15 protein-coding genes and 1 riboswitch are annotated in these 16056 nt (G+C 72.3%); of the genes, 9 read left to right on the top strand and 6 right to left on the bottom strand.

Annotation, left to right across the window (positions count from 1 at the left end; all coding sequences use genetic code 11):
- Window positions 1–20: 20 nt before the first annotated feature.
- Window positions 21–101: riboswitch (ZMP/ZTP riboswitch) on the top strand.
- A gap of 41 nt (window positions 102–142) precedes the next feature.
- Window positions 143–514 (top strand): dihydroneopterin aldolase, encoded by a 372-nt coding sequence (gene folB, locus G8A07_RS26470; RefSeq protein WP_195794885.1) that lies wholly within the window; start codon window positions 143–145, stop codon window positions 512–514.
- Window positions 515–532: 18 nt separating this feature from the next.
- Here the strand turns inward: folB and G8A07_RS26465 are convergent, their stop codons facing one another.
- Window positions 533–1486 (bottom strand): TIGR03571 family LLM class oxidoreductase, encoded by a 954-nt coding sequence (locus tag G8A07_RS26465; RefSeq protein ID WP_195794884.1) that lies wholly within the window; start codon window positions 1484–1486, stop codon window positions 533–535.
- A gap of 80 nt (window positions 1487–1566) precedes the next feature.
- On the opposite strand from G8A07_RS26465, the gene G8A07_RS26460 reads away from it, so the two are divergent.
- The 8 genes from G8A07_RS26460 to arsN2 all read left to right on the top strand — a co-directional run bounded on the left by G8A07_RS26460 (window position 1567) and on the right by arsN2 (window position 9471).
- Window positions 1567–2391 carry an AraC family transcriptional regulator gene (locus G8A07_RS26460; protein ID WP_195794883.1) on the top strand — a complete coding sequence of 275 codons (825 nt, stop codon included), beginning with the start codon at window positions 1567–1569 and terminating at the stop codon, window positions 2389–2391.
- Between the two features lie 71 nt (window positions 2392–2462).
- A complete protein-coding gene (locus tag G8A07_RS26455; protein WP_371816398.1) occupies window positions 2463–3401 on the top strand; it encodes a DMT family transporter in 939 nt (312 codons plus the stop codon).
- 112 nt (window positions 3402–3513) lie between these two features.
- On the top strand, window positions 3514–5100 hold the full coding sequence (locus G8A07_RS26450) for an MFS transporter (RefSeq protein ID WP_213086204.1): 1587 nt from the start codon (window positions 3514–3516) through the stop codon (window positions 5098–5100).
- 70 nt (window positions 5101–5170) lie between these two features.
- Window positions 5171–5494 carry a helix-turn-helix transcriptional regulator gene (locus G8A07_RS26445; protein WP_195794882.1) on the top strand — a complete coding sequence of 108 codons (324 nt, stop codon included), beginning with the start codon at window positions 5171–5173 and terminating at the stop codon, window positions 5492–5494.
- A 19-nt stretch (window positions 5495–5513) separates the two neighbouring features.
- Window positions 5514–6014, top strand: a complete 501-nt coding sequence (locus tag G8A07_RS26440) for an arsenate reductase ArsC (RefSeq protein WP_195794881.1) — start codon at window positions 5514–5516, stop codon at window positions 6012–6014.
- A 19-nt stretch (window positions 6015–6033) separates the two neighbouring features.
- Window positions 6034–7104, top strand: coding sequence for an ACR3 family arsenite efflux transporter (arsB, locus tag G8A07_RS26435; protein ID WP_195794880.1), 1071 nt, complete (start codon window positions 6034–6036; stop codon window positions 7102–7104).
- Window positions 7105–7210: 106 nt separating this feature from the next.
- The gene (locus G8A07_RS26430; RefSeq protein WP_249937151.1) at window positions 7211–7711 is read left to right on the top strand and encodes a MarR family winged helix-turn-helix transcriptional regulator; all 501 of its coding nucleotides are present in this window, start codon (window positions 7211–7213) and stop codon (window positions 7709–7711) included.
- Entirely contained in the window at window positions 7708–9471 is a 1764-nt protein-coding gene (gene arsN2, locus G8A07_RS26425) for an arsenic resistance N-acetyltransferase ArsN2 (RefSeq protein WP_195794879.1), read from the top strand. The genes G8A07_RS26430 and arsN2 overlap by 4 nt, the downstream gene beginning before the upstream one ends.
- A gap of 7 nt (window positions 9472–9478) precedes the next feature.
- Here the strand turns inward: arsN2 and G8A07_RS26420 are convergent, their stop codons facing one another.
- Genes G8A07_RS26420 through G8A07_RS26400 form a run of 5 tightly spaced genes read right to left on the bottom strand, consistent with a single transcriptional unit; the run spans window position 9479 to window position 15966 of the window.
- A complete protein-coding gene (locus G8A07_RS26420; protein ID WP_195794878.1) occupies window positions 9479–9862 on the bottom strand; it encodes a hypothetical protein in 384 nt (127 codons plus the stop codon).
- 40 nt (window positions 9863–9902) lie between these two features.
- Window positions 9903–13025 carry an efflux RND transporter permease subunit gene (locus tag G8A07_RS26415; protein ID WP_195794877.1) on the bottom strand — a complete coding sequence of 1041 codons (3123 nt, stop codon included), beginning with the start codon at window positions 13023–13025 and terminating at the stop codon, window positions 9903–9905.
- Window positions 13026–13042: 17 nt separating this feature from the next.
- Window positions 13043–14164, bottom strand: coding sequence for an efflux RND transporter periplasmic adaptor subunit (locus G8A07_RS26410; protein ID WP_195794876.1), 1122 nt, complete (start codon window positions 14162–14164; stop codon window positions 13043–13045).
- Entirely contained in the window at window positions 14161–14682 is a 522-nt protein-coding gene (locus G8A07_RS26405) for a hypothetical protein (protein WP_195794875.1), read from the bottom strand. The genes G8A07_RS26410 and G8A07_RS26405 overlap by 4 nt, the downstream gene beginning before the upstream one ends.
- Window positions 14683–14709: 27 nt before the next feature.
- Entirely contained in the window at window positions 14710–15966 is a 1257-nt protein-coding gene (locus G8A07_RS26400; protein WP_195794874.1) for a TolC family protein, read from the bottom strand.
- Window positions 15967–16056 lie beyond the last annotated feature (90 nt).

Genomic DNA, 16056 nt, shown 5'->3' with positions numbered 1-16056 from the left:
CCGGCGACTGTACGATGCCGGCCGGATCGCATGACTGGCGACGCGAGGTGGAGCCCCACCGTGGAGTGCGATCCCGGCCGCCGCTCGCCTGGGCATCACGATCACCCCACTCACATCTTTGCCAAGCAGGGAGCGGCACGGCATGCGCACATCGATCTCGATCCAGGGTCTGCAACTATTCGGTCATCACGGCCTGTACGAGGAGGAGCGCCGGCTGGGGCAGCGTTTCCTGTTCGACGTCCGCTGCCATCTCGCCGAGGTCCGGTCGCACCGCGACGACCGGCTCGAGCGCTCGATCGGCTACGACCGGCTGGCCGACGATGTCGCCCGGATCTCCGGCGCCCGCAAGTTCCAGACGGTCGAGGCGCTGGCGGAGGACATCGCGCGCGGCCTGCTCGGCGCCTATCCGCCGATCGCCAGCGTCGAGGTCGGCGTCAGCAAGGCCTGCCCGCCGATGGCCCATGTGCTGCAGGCGGCCCGGGTGGAGATCGCGATGTCGCGCGACGAACTCTGATGGCGAGCCTCCGCTGCCTCAGCCTTGCGTGTGGAACTCCGGCAGCAGTTCGCGGGCGAGCTCCTCCAGCTGCTCGGCCAGCGGGCGGCCGTCGTCCTGCAGGCCCAGCGCGACATGGTGGGTGCCGCCGGCGCGCATCTCGCGCAGGATCGCGGCCAGGCCCAGCCGGCCGGTGGCATAGCCCAGCGGGATCGGGCGGGCCGGGGCCCGCGGGTCGGCGTCCAGCTCCAGCCGCATCGCGGTGCCGAAGGCGCGGAACTCGCCCGGCGCGGCGCGCTCCACCGCGCTGCGCCACAGCCGATGGCGGGCCTGCTGGTCCTGCGGCTCGCGGTGGTAGGTGATCCAGCCGCCGGCGTTGCGCGCGATCCAGTCCACGCTCTGCCCGCCCGAGCCGACGGCCAGCAGCGGCAGCGGCCCCGGCAGGGCCGGCAGCAGCGAGAAGCTGCCGGTGTCGCCGTCCGGCGCCGGCAGGTCCGGCACGACGCGCGCGGGTTGCTCGGCGACCGCCGCGGCCACGGTCGCCCAATGTCGGCGGAACAGCTCGCGCCGCTCCTCGCCGTTCCGGCCGAAGGCCGCGTATTCCTGCGGCCGGTCGCCGGAGCCCAGGCCCAGGATGAAGCGCTCGCGCGACAGCAGCTGGGTCGAGATGGCGCCCTTGGCGATGTGCAGCGGGTGGCGCAGGGGCAGCACGATGGCGCCGCTGATCAGCGCGATGCGCTCGGTCTGGCCGGCCAGCGCGCCCAGCAGCACCCAGGGATCCAGATGCCCGACCGGATCGGCATAGCCGGCGCTGTTCAGCGGCACATCGCGCACCCACAGCGCGGCATAGCCGAGCCGGTCGGCCAGCCGGGCCAGCGCCAACTGCTCATGGAAATCCGCCACCGTCCGGCCGCGGCCGAGCAGCGGCAGGGACAGGCCGATCGAGAGCTGCCCCTCCCTGAAAACCCGCGCGAAGGTGTTGTGGCTGGTCATGATGGTGTGCTGCTCGCCCATAGCTGCCCAGCTGGGGGCGTTGCGCCGCGCTTCAACGGCCCGGCGATACTGCGCGCACCATGCCCGCTACCGCCGCCCTCCATCGCGCCCAGGTGTTCGCCACACCCTGGTCCGGCGTGTTCGGCACCTGGATCGAGAGCGGGCGCAGCTTCGGCCGCCATTGGCATGAGGTGTTCGGCCTGGGCCTGGTGCTGCAGGGCGCGCAGGCCTCGGCCAGCGGGCGCGGGCCGGTCGAGGCCTTCGCGGGCGACCTGATCACCAGCAATCCGGGCGAGCTGCATGACGGCCGGCCGCTGGGCGGCGATGCGCGGCGTTGGGCCATGCTCTATCTGGAGCCGGCGCTCTTGCCCGACCAGGCGCTGACCCAGCCGGTGATCCGCGACGCACGCCTGGCGCAGACCCTGCGCCTGCTGTTCGCGCAGCTGCGGGCCTGGCAGGCGGGCGGTGAAAACGATGCCGCGCGCCTGGCCTGCGACGAGACCTTCGCGGCGGCGCTGGGCCTGCTGGGCGATGCCTATTCGACCGCGCCGCTGGCGCCGCCGACGCAGGGGCCGGTGCCGGCCGCGTTGCGGCTGGTGCATGAGCGCCTGGCCGATGCGGCGGAGCTGGCGGCGCCGGGGCTGGACGAGCTGGCCGCGCTGGCCGGGCTCAGCAAGTACCAGCTGCTGCGCCGCTTCGAGCAGCGCTACGGCCTGCCGCCCCATGCCTGGCTGCTGCAGCGCCGCGCCGAGCGGGCGCGCGGACTGATCGGCGCCGGCAGCGCGCTGGCCGAGGCCGCGGCGGCGGCCGGCTTTGCCGACCAGAGCCACATGACGCGGGTGTTCACGCGCCAGTTCGGCTTCACGCCCGGTGCCTGGCGGCGCGCGGTGGCCGGGCCGCAATAACGTTCAAGACCCGCCGGGGCGGCGTGCCCAGACTGCGGCTTTTCTTTCCTTCCCGGATGGATCGAGCCGTGATGACGAAGCGCATGTCGGAATCGTTGAAGGGCCAGCTGCTGTGCAGCCTGGCGATGGTGCTGGTCGGCAGCACGGTGGTGGTCAGCAAGATCATCGGCCAGGGCGTCGAGCCCTTCCTGGCCACGGCGCTGCGCCATGCGGCCGCGCTGCCCCTGCTGGGTCTGCTGTGGTGGTGGCAGCGCACGCCGCTGCCGCGCCTGGACCGGCATGACCTGCTGCTGCTGGTATTGCAGGCGGCGGCGGGCAGCGTCGGCTACACGGTGCTGCTGATCCTGAGCGTGGGCTGGGCCAGCGCGGCCGATGCCGGCGTCGTGGCCGGCACCCTGCCGGCGATGGCGGCGCTGTTCGCGCTGCTGTTCCTGGGCGAACGCCCGGGCGCGCGGCTGCTGGGCTCGCTGGCGCTGGCGACCCTGGGCGTGATGGCGCTGGCCTTTGCGCCGGACAGCGCCGCGGCCAAACCCACCCGGCTGCTGGGCATCGCCGCGGTGCTGGCGGCGATCGCCTGCGAGGCGCTGTTCATCCTCGGCAACAAGCGCCTGCGCCGGCCGCTGCCGCCGCTGCCGATGTCGACCCTGATGTGCGCCGGCGGGCTGCTGCTGTCGGCGCTGCCGGCCTGGTGGCGCAGCGAGGGCGCGCTGCCGCGGCTGGAGCCGGCGGCGCTGCTGGGCATCCTGTACTACGCCTGGGTGCCGACGGTCGGCGGCTTCCTGCTCTGGTATGCCGGCAGCGCCCGCACCAGTGGCAGCCGCGCCGCGCTGGCCACGGTCTGGCTGCCGGTGGCGGCGCTGGGGCTGTCGATGCTGGTGCTGGGCGAGCCGGTCGGGCCGGCGCAGGGCATCGGCCTGTTGTGCGTGCTGGGGGGCTTGGTGCTGGCGGCGCTGCCGGGGCGGCAGGAGCCGGCGGCGGCCCCGCGGCGCGAGGTGCTGCCAAGCTCCTGACAGGATTGGGCCGGAGGCGCGCGATACTGTTTTTCCAGACAGTTGATGCAGGCGTTGTCGATCCGCGGACCCGGTGTTCGTCGTGCTTGGGTAACGCCAGGGAGCTTCACCAATGACGACCGCTATCACCCCCGACAACAATCTCGCCGAGGCCGTGCCGGCCAAGGCCACCCGCCGCGAATGGATCGGCCTGGCCGTGATCGCCTTGCCCTGCCTGGTCTATGCGATGGACCTGACGGTGCTGAACCTGGCGGTGCCGGCGCTCAGCACCGCACTGAAGCCCAGCGCCTCCGAGCTGCTGTGGATCATCGACATCTACGGCTTTCTCGTCGCCGGCTTCCTGATCACGATGGGCACCCTGGGCGACCGCATCGGCCGGCGCCGCCTGCTGCTGATCGGCGCGGCCTTCTTTGCCGTCGCGTCGGTCTTCGCGGCCTTTGCCCAGAGCGCGGCGCAGCTGATCGCGCTGCGCGCGCTGCTCGGCATCGCCGGCGCGACCCTGGCGCCGTCCACCCTGTCGCTGATCCGGAACATGTTCCATGACGAGCGCGAGCGCCAGTTCGCGATCGGCATCTGGATCACCGCCTTCTCGGTCGGCAGCGCGGTCGGCCCGCTGGTCGGCGGCCTGCTGCTGCAGTATTTCTGGTGGGGCTCGGTGTTCCTGCCGGCGGTGCCGGTGATGGCGCTGCTGCTGCTGGTCGGCCGGCGCCTGCTGCCCGAGTACCGCGACGAGAACGCCGGCCGCATCGACCCGGCCAGCGTGGCGCTGTCGCTGGCGGCGGTGCTGACCCTGATCTATGCGCTGAAGGCGATGGCCGAATATGGCCCCAGCCCGCTGCGCTTCGGCCTGCTGCTGCTGGGGCTGGCGATCGGCGCGCTGTTCCTGCGCCGCCAGGGCCGGCTCGACTACCCGCTGCTGGACCTGAAGCTGTTCCGCCTGCCGACCTTCCGCGCGGCGATCGCGGCCTATGGCCTGTCCTGCCTGGCGATGTTCGGCGTCTACATCTTCATCGCCCAGTTCCTGCAGCTGGTGCTGGCCCTGACGCCGCTGCAGGCGGGCTGGGCCACCGTGCCCTGGGCGCTGGGCTTCGTGGTCGGCTCGATGGTGGTCGCCCCCAAGCTGGCGCAGCGCTACAACCCCGGCGCGGTGCTGGTCTGGGGCCTGGCCGCCGCGGCCGTCGGCATGGCGCTGATGCTGCTGGTGGGCGACAACGGCACCTCGGCGCTGGCCCTGCTGATCGCCGGCATGGTGATCATCAGCCTGGGCATGGCGCCGGTATTCGCGATCGGCACCGAACTGATCATCACCTCGGCGCCGCCGGAACGCGCCGGCGCGGCCTCGGCGATCGCCGAGACCAGCTCCGAGTTCTGCGGCGCGCTGGGCATCGCGCTGTTCGGCAGCCTGGGCACGCTGATCTACCGCCACCAGCTGAGCGCGGCCTGGGGTGCCGAGCTGCCGGCCGAGGCCCTGGCGACCCTGGGCGGCGCGCTGTCCAGCGCCCGCGCGCTGCCGCCGGACCAGGGCCAGATCCTGCTGGCCCAGGCCCGCATCGCCTTTACCGACGCGCTGCAGTTCACCGCGCTGTGCGGCGCGGCCCTGGTGATGATGGCCAGCGTGCTGGCGGCGAAGCTGCTGCGCAGCGGCGGCGGCAAGGGCGAGCCGTCGCAGTCCGGCGACGAGGCGGCGCGATCGGCCTGAGTCCGGAGGAGCCCGCCGGCAGGTTCCGGCGGGCTTGTATTAAATTCCATATTTCAACTATGATGGAAATATGGAAGAAAACGATGTCGTCAAATCCCTGGCCGCGCTGGCCCAGCCCGCGCGGCTGCGGATATTCCGCACCCTGGTGGTGGCCGGCCCGCTGGGCCTGACACCCGGCGCGCTGGCCGAGGCGCTGGAGCTGGCCGGCTCGACCCTGTCCTTCCACCTGAAGGAACTGCTGAACGCCGGCCTGGTGAGCCAGCAGCGCGAGGGGCGCCAGCTGATCTACCGCGCCGAGTTCGCGCGCATGAACGCGCTGCTGGGCTTCCTGACCCAGAACTGCTGCCAGGGCGCGGATTGCGCCGTGCCGGCCCGTTCCTCCTCCTGCTGCTGAGCCGACCCGGAGCCCCGCGATGTTCCACGTCCTGATCCTGTGCACCCACAACTCGGCCCGCAGCGTGCTGGCCGAGGGCATGCTGAACCATTGGGCCGCGCGGCTCGGCCGGCCGGTGCGCGCGCACAGCGCCGGCAGTGCGCCGAGCGGCCGCATCAACCCCTTCGCGCTGGAGGCGCTGCGCAACGTCGGCGTCGATACCGCGGACTTTCGCAGCAAGAGCTGGGACGAGTTCACGGCGCCCGAGGCACCGCCGCTGTCCCTGGTCATCACCGTCTGCGACAGCGCGGCGGCCGAGCAATGCCCGGTGTTCTTTGGTGGCCAGGGCCAGCCGCTGAAGCTGCACTGGGGCTATCCCGACCCCTCCGACGCCGAGGGCGGCGACGCGGGCAAGCGCCGTGCCTTCGAGCTGACGCGCCAGGCCATCGGCTATCGCATGCTGCAGCTGCTTGCCCTGCCGCTGGAACAGATGGACAAGGCGGCGCTGCAGGCCGCGCTGCTTGAGATCGGCCGCCGTTGATATGAGCTCCACCCTCCCCATGAATCCGTCGCCGCAGTCCGATGCGCCCGCGCCGATGAGCGTCTTCGAGCGCTACCTGAGCCTCTGGGTGTTCCTGTGCATCGTCGCGGGCATCCTGCTCGGGCAGTGGATGCCGGAGCTCTTCCATGCCATCGGTCGCATGGAGTACGCCCGGGTCAATCTCCCGGTGGGCCTGCTGATCTGGGTGATGATCATCCCGATGCTGCTGAAGGTGGACTTCGGCGCGCTGCACCAGGTCGGGCGGCATTGGCGCGGCATCGGTATCACGCTGTTCATCAACTGGGCCGTCAAGCCCTTCTCGATGGCCCTGCTGGGCTGGCTGTTCCTGCGCCAGCTGTTCGCGCCCTGGCTGCCGGCCGGACAGATCGACGGCTATGTCGCCGGCCTGATCCTGCTGGCCGCCGCGCCCTGCACGGCGATGGTCTTCGTCTGGAGCCGGCTGACCAGGGGCGACGCGCTGTTCACGCTGTCCCAGGTGGCGCTGAACGACGCCATCATGGTGTTCGCCTTCGCGCCCATCGTGGCGCTGCTGCTGGGCATGTCATCGATCATCGTGCCCTGGAGCACCCTGATCACCTCGGTGCTGCTCTACATCGTGATCCCGGTGATCCTGGCCCAGCTGTGGCGCAGGGCGCTGCTCAAGCGCGGGCAGGCTGCCTTCGATACGGCGCTGGCCAGGATCGGGCCCTGGTCCATCGCCGCGCTGCTGGCCACGCTGGTGCTGCTGTTTGCCTTCCAGGGCGAGGCGATCCTGCAGCAGCCGCTGGTGATCGCGCTGCTCGCCGTGCCGATCCTGATCCAGGTCTTCTTCAATGCGGGCCTGGCCTATTGGCTGAACCGTCGCGCCGGCGAGTCGCACAGCGTGGCCTGCCCCTCGGCCCTGATCGGCGCGTCGAACTTCTTCGAGCTGGCCGTCGCCGCCGCGATCAGCCTGTTCGGTTTCCATTCCGGCGCCGCCCTGGCCACCGTGGTGGGTGTGCTGATCGAGGTGCCGGTGATGCTGTTGGTGGTGCGCTGGGTCAATGCCAGCAAGGGCTGGTACGAGGCGGGCGCCGCGCGTCGCGCCTGACGCCGAGGCCGGCCGCGTGCCGGCTTTGTTTGGTCTAGATAGATGCTATTAACAACTAATAAGTTGAGACCTAAGATGCGTCGAATTGGTTGCTATCCACAACTTCATGAGCCAAGCGAACAAGCCCTCCCTGCCGGCCGGCGAACTGCTGCGCGAGGTGGCGCGGCTGTACAGCCGCGCGCAACGCGTCGTGGCCGACTGCTGCGAGAACACCACGCCGACCCAGTGCCACATCCTCACCGAGCTGGCCCGCGCCGAGGCGCCGCTGCCGCTGTCGGAGCTGGGCGCGCGGCTGCTGCTGGAGAAGAGCTGGGTCAGCCGGGCCGTGGAGGGGCTGGCGGGCAAGGGCCTGGTCCTGAAGACCGACAACCCTGCCGACGCGCGCAGCTGGCTGGTGGGGCTGAGCCCGGCTGGCGCGGCACGGGTTAGCCGGCTCAACAACCTGCTGGACGGCCATGCGGCGCAGCTGCTGGCCACCCTCCATCCCGCGCAGCGCGAGCAGATCGAAGCCTCGCTGCTGCTGCTGCTCAAGACCCTGCGCGCCGACCCCAGTGCCACCTGCTGCCTGCCGGCCGGCGAACGATCCAAGGACGCAAACACATCATGACGACGATCCCCGCGCTGTCCCTGCGCCAAGCCGGCCCGGCCGACTGGAGCGCCATCGAGACCCTGCTGCTGGCCCATGGGCTGCCGACCCAGGGCGCCCGCGAGCACCTCGCCCATTTCCTGCTGGCCCATCAGGGCGGCGAGCTGGTCGCCTGCGCCGGCATCGAGCGCTATGGCGACCTGGGCCTGCTGCGCTCGGTCGCGGTGGCACCGGGCCTGCTGCGCCAGGGCATCGGCGGCAGCCTGCTCGCCACTCTGCTGACGCAGGCGCGCCGGCGCGGCCTGCACCGGCTCTACCTGCTGACCACGACGGCTGCCGCCTATTTCGAGCGCCTGGGCTTTCAGCGCCTGCCGCGCGCCGACCTGCCCGCCGCGCTGCAGGCCTCGGCCGAGCTGCGCGGCGCCTGCCCGGCCTCGGCCACCGCGATGGCGCTGAGCCTGATCGAGGCCGGTTCGATGGACGATAAACTGCCGGTGGCGGTGCTGGGTGCCGGCCCGGTCGGCCTGGCCGCCGCGGCCCATCTGCTGGAGCGCGGCCTGCGGCCCCTGATCCTGGAGGCCGGCAGCTCGGTCGGTGCGCATCTGCTGGACTACGGCCATGTGCGCCTGTTCTCGCCCTGGCGCTTCAATCTGGACGCCGCGATGGCGCGCCAGCTGCGCGCCGCGGGCGGCTGGCAGGCGCCGCCCGAGGAGGCGCTGCCGCTGGCGCGCGAGGTGGTGGAGCAGGTGCTGCGGCCCTATGCCGCGCTGCCGGCGGTGGCCGCGGCGCTGCGGCTCTCGACCCGGGTCACCGCGATCAGCCGCGAGGGCTTCGACAAGGTCAAGACCGCCGGCCGCGAGCAGGCGCCCTTCCTGATCCGCGCCCGGCAGGCGGACGGCGGCGAGATCGAGCTGCGCGCCCGCGCGGTGATCGACGCCACCGGCACCTGGGGCCAGCCGAATCCGGCCGGCGCCAACGGGCTGCCGGCACCCGGCGAGTCCGCACTGGCCGCGCGGCGCATCGCCTACGGCATTCCCGATGTGCTGGGCGCGGCGCGCGAGCGCTATGCGGGGCGCCGCACCCTGGTGGTGGGGGCGGGCCATTCGGCCGCCAATGTGCTGCTGGACCTGGCCACCCTGGCCGAGCAGGTGCCGGGCACCCGGCTGGCCTGGGCCACACGCAGCCCCGCGCCCGAGCGCGCTTTCGGCGGCGGCGCGCGCGACGCGCTGCCGGCGCGGGGCCGCCTGGGCTCGGCGCTGCGCGCCCTGCGCCGCGACGGCCGACTGGAGTTCTTCGGCGGCCTGCGCATCACCGCGCTGCGCGAGGCGGCGGACGGAAGCATGACGGTGCAGGGGCAAGATCTGACCCTGGACGGATTCGACCAGTTGATCGTCGCCACCGGCCAGCGACCCGACCTGGGCCTGACGCGCGAGCTGCGCCTGAAGCTCGATCCCTGGCTGGAGTCGACCGAGGCGCTGGGGCCGCTGATCGATCCCAATCTGCACAGCTGCGGCACGGTGCGCCCGCATGGCCACCGCGAGCTGGCGCATCCGGAGCCGGGCTTCTACACCCTGGGGGTCAAGAGCTATGGCCGCGCGCCGACCTTTCTGATGGCGACCGGCTTCGAGCAGGCACGCTCGGTGGCCGCGGCGCTGGCCGGCGATCTGGCGGCGGCCGACCGGGTCGAACTGGAGCTGCCGCAGACCGGGGTCTGCGGCATCGGCATCCCGGTGCAGCCGGCGGCGGGCGCCGCGGCGACGCGCAGCGCCTGCTGCGGCTGAGCCGGGCTTACTTCAGCGCGAAGCGCACATTGACCGGCTTCTTGCCGGCCAGCTGCACCAGCGCGACCACCTTGGTGCCGGCGCCGACCTTGAAGGCGCCCTTGGCTTCCAGCCGCTCGGTACCGGCCGGGCTCAGGCTGGCCTCGCTCTTCTCGGTGCCGTTGAGCAGGGTCAGCTTGGCGCTGGCACCAGCCAGCGCGGCGGGCTTGCCATGGTCGCGCACATAGAGCGCGAGCTGGTCGGCCTTAGCGACCAGCTCGAAGTCCAGATCGCTGGCCTCGGCGACCACGCCGCCATGCAGGGGCTTATGCTCATGATGGTGTTCGCCGGCGGCGAAGGCGGTGCCCGCGGCGAAGGCCAGCAGGGCGCTGGACAGCAGTTGCTTGATCATCGTTCTCTCTCCTTGGTTTGTTGGCAAAAGTAGGCAGGGATCAGAAGGCCTCGGCCTGGCCGTTGTTGGCCAACTGCTCGGCGGCGCGGCGGCCGAACAGCTTGAACATCACCGGGGTCAGGAAGGTATCGAGCAGGGTGGCGCTGACCAGGCCCGAGAAGATCACCACCGCCACCGGATGCAGGATCTCGGTGCCGGGGCGCTCGGCCTCGAACAGCAGCGGCGCCAGCGCGAAGGCGGTCACCAGCGCGGTCATCAGCACCGGCGAGAGCCGCTCCAGCGAGCCGCGCAGGATCAGCGGCACGCCGAAGCTCTCGCCCTCGAAGCGCATCAGGTTGATGTAGTGGCTGACCTTCAGGATGCCGTTGCGCACCGAGATGCCGGCCAGGGTGATGAAGCCCACCAGCGCGGCCACCGACAGCGGCTGGCCCGACAGCGCCAGGCCCAGCACCGCGCCGACCAGGGCCAGCGGGATGTTGGCCATGATCAGGAGGGCCAGCGCGCTGCTGCGGTAGCGGCTGTACAGCACGACGAACATCAGGCCCAGCGAGACGATCGACAGCAGGCCGACCAGGCGCGAGGCCTCCTCCTGCGCCTGGAACTGGCCGCCCAGGGTGATGAAGTAGCCCTCGGGCAGGGTGGTCTGGTCGACCACCGCGCGGATGTCGGCCACCACGTCGGACAGCGGCCGGCCCTGCGCATTGGCCGACAACACGATGCGGCGGCGGCCGTCGTCGCGGCTGATCTGGTTCGGGCCGTCGCTCTCCTCGATGCTGGCCAGCTTGGAAAGCGGCACGCGGCCCAGCGGCGTGTCGATCAGCACATTGGCCAGCCCCTGCGCCGAGCGGGCCTGCTCGGGCAGGCGCATCACCAGCGCGAAGCGCCGGCCGTTGCCCTCGTTGATCTGCGCCAGCTTCTCGCCCTCGACCAGGCTCTGCAGTTCGGCCAGCAGCTGCGGCGCCGGCAGGCCGTAGCGCGCCAGCGCCTCGGCGTCGACCCGCACCTTGACCTGCGGCGCCAGCACCTGCTTCTCGATCTCCAGGTCGGCAAGACCCGGCACCGCGGCCAGGCGCGCGCGCAGCGCATCGGCCTGGCCGCGCAACTGGTCGAGGTCCTCGCCGAAGATGCGGATCGCGATCTGCGAGCGCACGCCGGACAGCATGTGGTCGATGCGATGCGAGATCGGCTGGCCGATCGCGATCGCGGCCGGCAGATTGACCAGGCGCGTGCGGATGTCGGCCTGGATCTCGTCCATCGAGCGCGTCAGCTCGCCCGCCGGCTTCAGGCCCACGTCCAGCTCGCTGACATGCACGCCCTCGGCATGCTCGTCCAGCTCGGCGCGGCCGCTGCGCCGGCCCACATGGGTGACCTCGGGCACCTGGGCCACCAGGATCTCGGCCTGGCGCGCCAGCGCCGAGCTCTCGGCCAGGGTGACGCCGGGGTTCAGGCGCATGCCGATCAGCAGCGTCCCTTCGTTGAAGGGCGGCAGGAAGGTGGTCGGGAAGAAGGGCACGGCCGTGGCCGCCACCAGCACCGCCACGCCGCCGGCCGCCAGCGCCGCCTTCGGGCGCTCCAGCACCTTCTGTAAGGCTTTGCGGTAATGCGTCTTCAGCCAGGCCAGCAGCTTCGTGTCGCCATGGTCGAGCGACTTCATGCGCGGCAGCAGGTACAGGCTCAGCACCGGCGTCACCGTCACCGAGACCAGCAGGCTGGCCAGGGTCGAGACGATGAAGGCGATGCCCAGCGGCACGAACAGCCGCCCCTCCATGCCCGGCAGCGCGAACAGCGGCACGAACACCAGCACGATGATCACGGTGGCGTAGAGGATGGCCGAGCGCACCTCCATCGTCGCCTGCGCCACCACCTCCAGCGGATGTAGGCGGTGCTCCGGATGCTTGGCGCGGTCCTCCTTCAGGCGCCGCATCACGTTCTCGATGCCGACCACTGCGTCGTCGACCAGGCCGCCGATCGCGATCGCCAGGCCGCCCAGGGTCATGGTGTTGATCGACATGCCGAACCAGCGGAACACCAGCGCGGTGACGAAGATCGACACTGGAATGGCGACCAGCGCGATCAGGGTGCTGCGCAGATTGCCAAGGAACAGCAGCAGGATCAGCGCGACGAAGCCGGCCGCGGCGATCAGCTTGCCCTGCAGGGTGCCGATCGAGGACTCGATGAAGCTGGCCTGGCGGAAGGTCACGCGCGGCGCCTCCATGCCGGCCGGCAGCGAGCGCTGCAGGCCCGCCAGCGCGGCCTCGATGTTCTTGGTCAGCGCGATGGTGTCGGCGGTCGGCTGCTTCTGGATGCCCAGAATCACCGCCGGCTTGCCCTCGAAGCCGGCATCGCCGCGCTTCGGTGCAGGCGCGAAGCGCACCTCGGCCAGCTGGCGCAGCAGCAGCGGCTGGCCGTTGCGCGCGCCCAGCGCCAGGTTCTGCAGGTCCTGCAGCGCCGAGCTCTGGCCCAGGTGGCGGATCAGGTATTCACGCCCGTTCAGCTCCAGGAAGCCGCCGGAGCTGTTCGAGGCATAGCCCTTCAGCGCCGCCTCCATCTGCTCCATCGTGATGCCCAGCTCGGCCATGCGCGCGGTATCGGGCAAGACCTGGAACTGACGCACCTCGCCGCCGATCGGGATCACCTGCGCGACGCCGGGCACGGCCATCAGCCGCGGGCGCAGCACCCAGTCCGCGTATTCGCGCACCGCCATCGCCGAGGTCTTCTGCGTGTCGACCGGGATCGCGATCTGCATGATCTCGCCCATGATGGAGCTGATCGGCCCCATGCGCGGGATCACGCCGGCCGGCAGGCCCTCCTCCATCGCCGCGAGCCGCTCCGACACCATCTGGCGGGCGCGGAAGATCTCGGTGCTCCAGTCGAAGGTGACGTAGACGAAGCTCAGGCCCGCGCTGGAGGTGGAGCGCACCGTCTCCACGCCCGGCAGGCCGTTCATCGTCGTTTCCAGCGGGAAGGTGATCAGCTGCTCCACCTCCTCGGCGGCCATGCCGCCGGCCTCGGTCATCAGGGTGACCGTGGGCTTGTTGAGGTCGGGGAACACATCGACCGGCGTGCGCGTCAAGGTGAACAGGCCATAGGCCATCAGCACCGCACCGCCGATCAGCACCAGCAGCCGATTCGCCAGGCTGCTGTCGAGTAGCCACTTGAACATGATTGGCTACCTTTCCATCAACGGATCTGGTTGACCAGGACCGCGCCCTGGACCACCACGCGCTCGCCGGCCTGCAGACCCTGCGTCACCGCGACCCGCGCGCCGTCCAGCGGCTGCACCGTCACGACCCGCGGCTCGAAGCGCTCGGCCGCGGTCTTGACCCAGACGATGGGCTGGTTGGCCGGGTTCTTCTGCAGCGCCGCGCTGGCCAGCGCCACGCCCTGCACCTGGCTCCTGGTCTGCACCACGACCTGCAGTGGCTGCCCCACGGCGAGGCCGGCAAGACCCGGCCCCTCGCCCTTGAACAGCAGCGGCAGGGCCTGGTCGCGCAGCGAGCGCGCCGCGCCGACCAGGCGCAGCGGCACCGCGGCCGAGCCGACCGCCACATGGGCCTGGGCCACATCGGCCGCCAGCGCCGCGTCGAAGGCCAGGGCCTCGACCTGCAGGCGCGCCGGATCGACGATCTCGAACACCAGCTCGCGCGCATCGACCACCTGGCCGGCGACCGCATGGGCCGCCGCGATCACGCCGCTGGCCGGGGCCAGCAGGGCCTCGCGGCCCGACAGGCCGCCGCCGACCGCGGCGACGCGCTCGGTGAGGCTGGACAGCTCGCTCTCCAGCGCCTCGATCTCCTTGCGCGGCACGCTGTCGGCCAGCTCCTTCAGGCGCGCCAGGCGCTTCTCGGCCAGCGCGCGCGCGGCGCGCAGCTCGGCCAGTTGCGCAGCCTGGGCGGAACGCTCCAGGCTGCCGGCGGCCGGCACCACATAGGCCAGCAGCTCGCCCTTGCGCACCGCCTGGCCCAGGCTCGGCAGGCCGCGCGGGCCCGCCTCCAATCGGCCGGCCTGCATCGGCTGCACCTTGCCGCCGGCGTTCGGGTCCATCAGCACTTTGCCGTTCAGGGTCAGCGCGCGCGGCAGGGCCTGCGGCTCGGCCGGCAGGGTGCGCAGGCTCATCTGGCGCTGCGCCGGCTTCGGCACGAAGACGCTGCCATCGCTCTGGCGCTGCGGCCCGTTGGAGCTGGCGGCCGGCGGCGCGTCGCCATGGTCATGGCCGGGGCCGGCCCAGGCGGGCGCGAGGGCCAGGGGCAAGGCGAACAAGGCCAGCATCAGGATCCGGGGCTTGTAGTTCGTCTTCTTCATGCCGCAGCCCTCCGGTTCAGACCGAAGCGCACGGCGGCGCCCAGGCCCAGCAGGGCCAGCGCGGCGCCGCCGATCAGTTTCCAGCGCGAGCCGCCCGAGGCCTCGGCCTCGGCATGCTCGTCGCCATGCAGGTCCAGCTCGCCGGCCAGCAGGTCGGTCTCGCTGCCGGCGACCACGGTGGCGGTCACCGGGATCACGCCGGGCTTGGGTTCGCTGTCCAGCTGCACCGCGAACTCGCCCTCGGCCTTGGGCGCGGCCTTCAGCTTCGTGCCGCCAAGTTCCAGCTCCAGGGTGGCGCCGGTCACCGGCGCATTGCTGGCGGCATGGTCGAGATACAGGGTCAGCTGCTTGCCGTCCAGCACGCCGACCAGTTCGAACAGGTCGGAGGCGGCGGCGAAGCGCGGCAGGGCGGGGGCGGCGGCCGTGGCCGGCGCATCGTGGCTATGGCCCTCGCCGGCGCGGGCCGGCAGGGCGCTCGCGGCCAGCAAGGCGGCCAGCAGCAGGAGGGTGGATTTCATGGGTGACATCGGTGTTCGGTGGAGGGCTTACTGGGGCAGCAGGCCGAGGGCCTGGCGCAGCGAGGAGACGGCCTGGTGGCGGGCGAGCTGGGCCAGCGCCTGCTGGCGCTGCGCCTCGAAGGCCTCCAGCTCGACGCGCAGCCGCGTCGGCAGGTCGCTCTCGCCCAGGCGGAAGGACTTCTCGATGAAGCCGCGCGTTTCCTCGGCCAGCGCGGCGCGGTGCCGGGCCGCGCCCAGGGCCAGCTCGGCCGCGTTCAGGCGGGCGCGGGCGCCGGCCAGTTCAGCGGCCAGGCGCTGGCGCTCCAGCATCAGCTGGGCCTCGGCCTCGATCGCGGCGGCGCTCGCGCCGGCGACCTTGGCGCGCTGGCCGGCGTCGTTGCCGAAGGGGAACTTCAGGCCCAGGCTCAGGCTGCGGCCGTAGTCCTCGCCGAAGGCGCCGCGTTCGCGGTTGGTGCTCAGGGTCAGCTCGGGATTGGCGCGGCCCTGGGTCGAGGCCAGGGCCTTGCCGCGCTCGGCCAGCAGGCGGCGGTCCTCCAGCTCGCGCAGCGCGGGATGGGCGGCATCGGGCTCGGTGTCGCCGGCGCGCTCGTCGGGGGCCGGCTCGGGCAGCATGTCCGGCTGGGCCGTCACGCCCAGCGCGCGCAGCGCCAGCGCGGCCTGGGCCGCATCGGCGCGGGCCAGCGCGGTCTCGGCGCGTGCGGCCGCCAGCAGGCCCTCGGCCTGGTGGCCGTCGCTGCGCGCCAGCTCGCCGGCCGCGACGCGGCGCTGCACATCGCGCGCCAGCGCCGCGGCGCCCTGTTCGCGCGCCTGGGCCAGGGCCTCGTTCTGGCGCGCGCGCTGCAGGCCCCACCAGGCCTCGCGCAGGCTGCCGGCCAGACGCCAGGCGGCGGCGGCGGCGCGGCTGTCGACCGCGGCGAGCTCGGCCGTGGCCAGCTCCTGGCTGCGCTGGCGCTCGCCGGGCAGCCACAGCGGCACCGCGATGCCGAGCTCCTGCTCGCGCTGGCCCTTTTCATAGCGGCCCAGCTTGCGGTCGGTGCGCAGGGTCAGTTCGAGCGAGGGCGGCTCGACGGTCCAGCGCTCGGCGGCGCGGCGCTGCTGCTGCGCGGCTTCGCGCTGGCTGGCGCCGGCCAGGGCCTCGGGCTGGCGGGCCCAGGCGGCCGCGAAGGCCTGGGCCAGGGTGGCGGGGTGCGGGGACTCGGTCTGGGGGCTGGCGCCGGCCGCGCTCGCGGCGAGCAGCGCGAGCCAGGCCAGGCGGCACAGGCCCGTCCGGGATCTCGTGGACATGGTGAACAACACAGCTTTCTCGGCGCGCCGGGCCGGGGTGGCCCGACGGCGGGATCGGAGGACGCGGGCCGGGCGGCCCGCGGCGTATCA

It is taken from the genome of Roseateles sp. DAIF2 (assembly GCF_015624425.1).
Lineage (GTDB): Bacteria > Pseudomonadota > Gammaproteobacteria > Burkholderiales > Burkholderiaceae_C > Kinneretia.
This window is presented reverse-complemented; position numbering and strand designations above follow the sequence as displayed.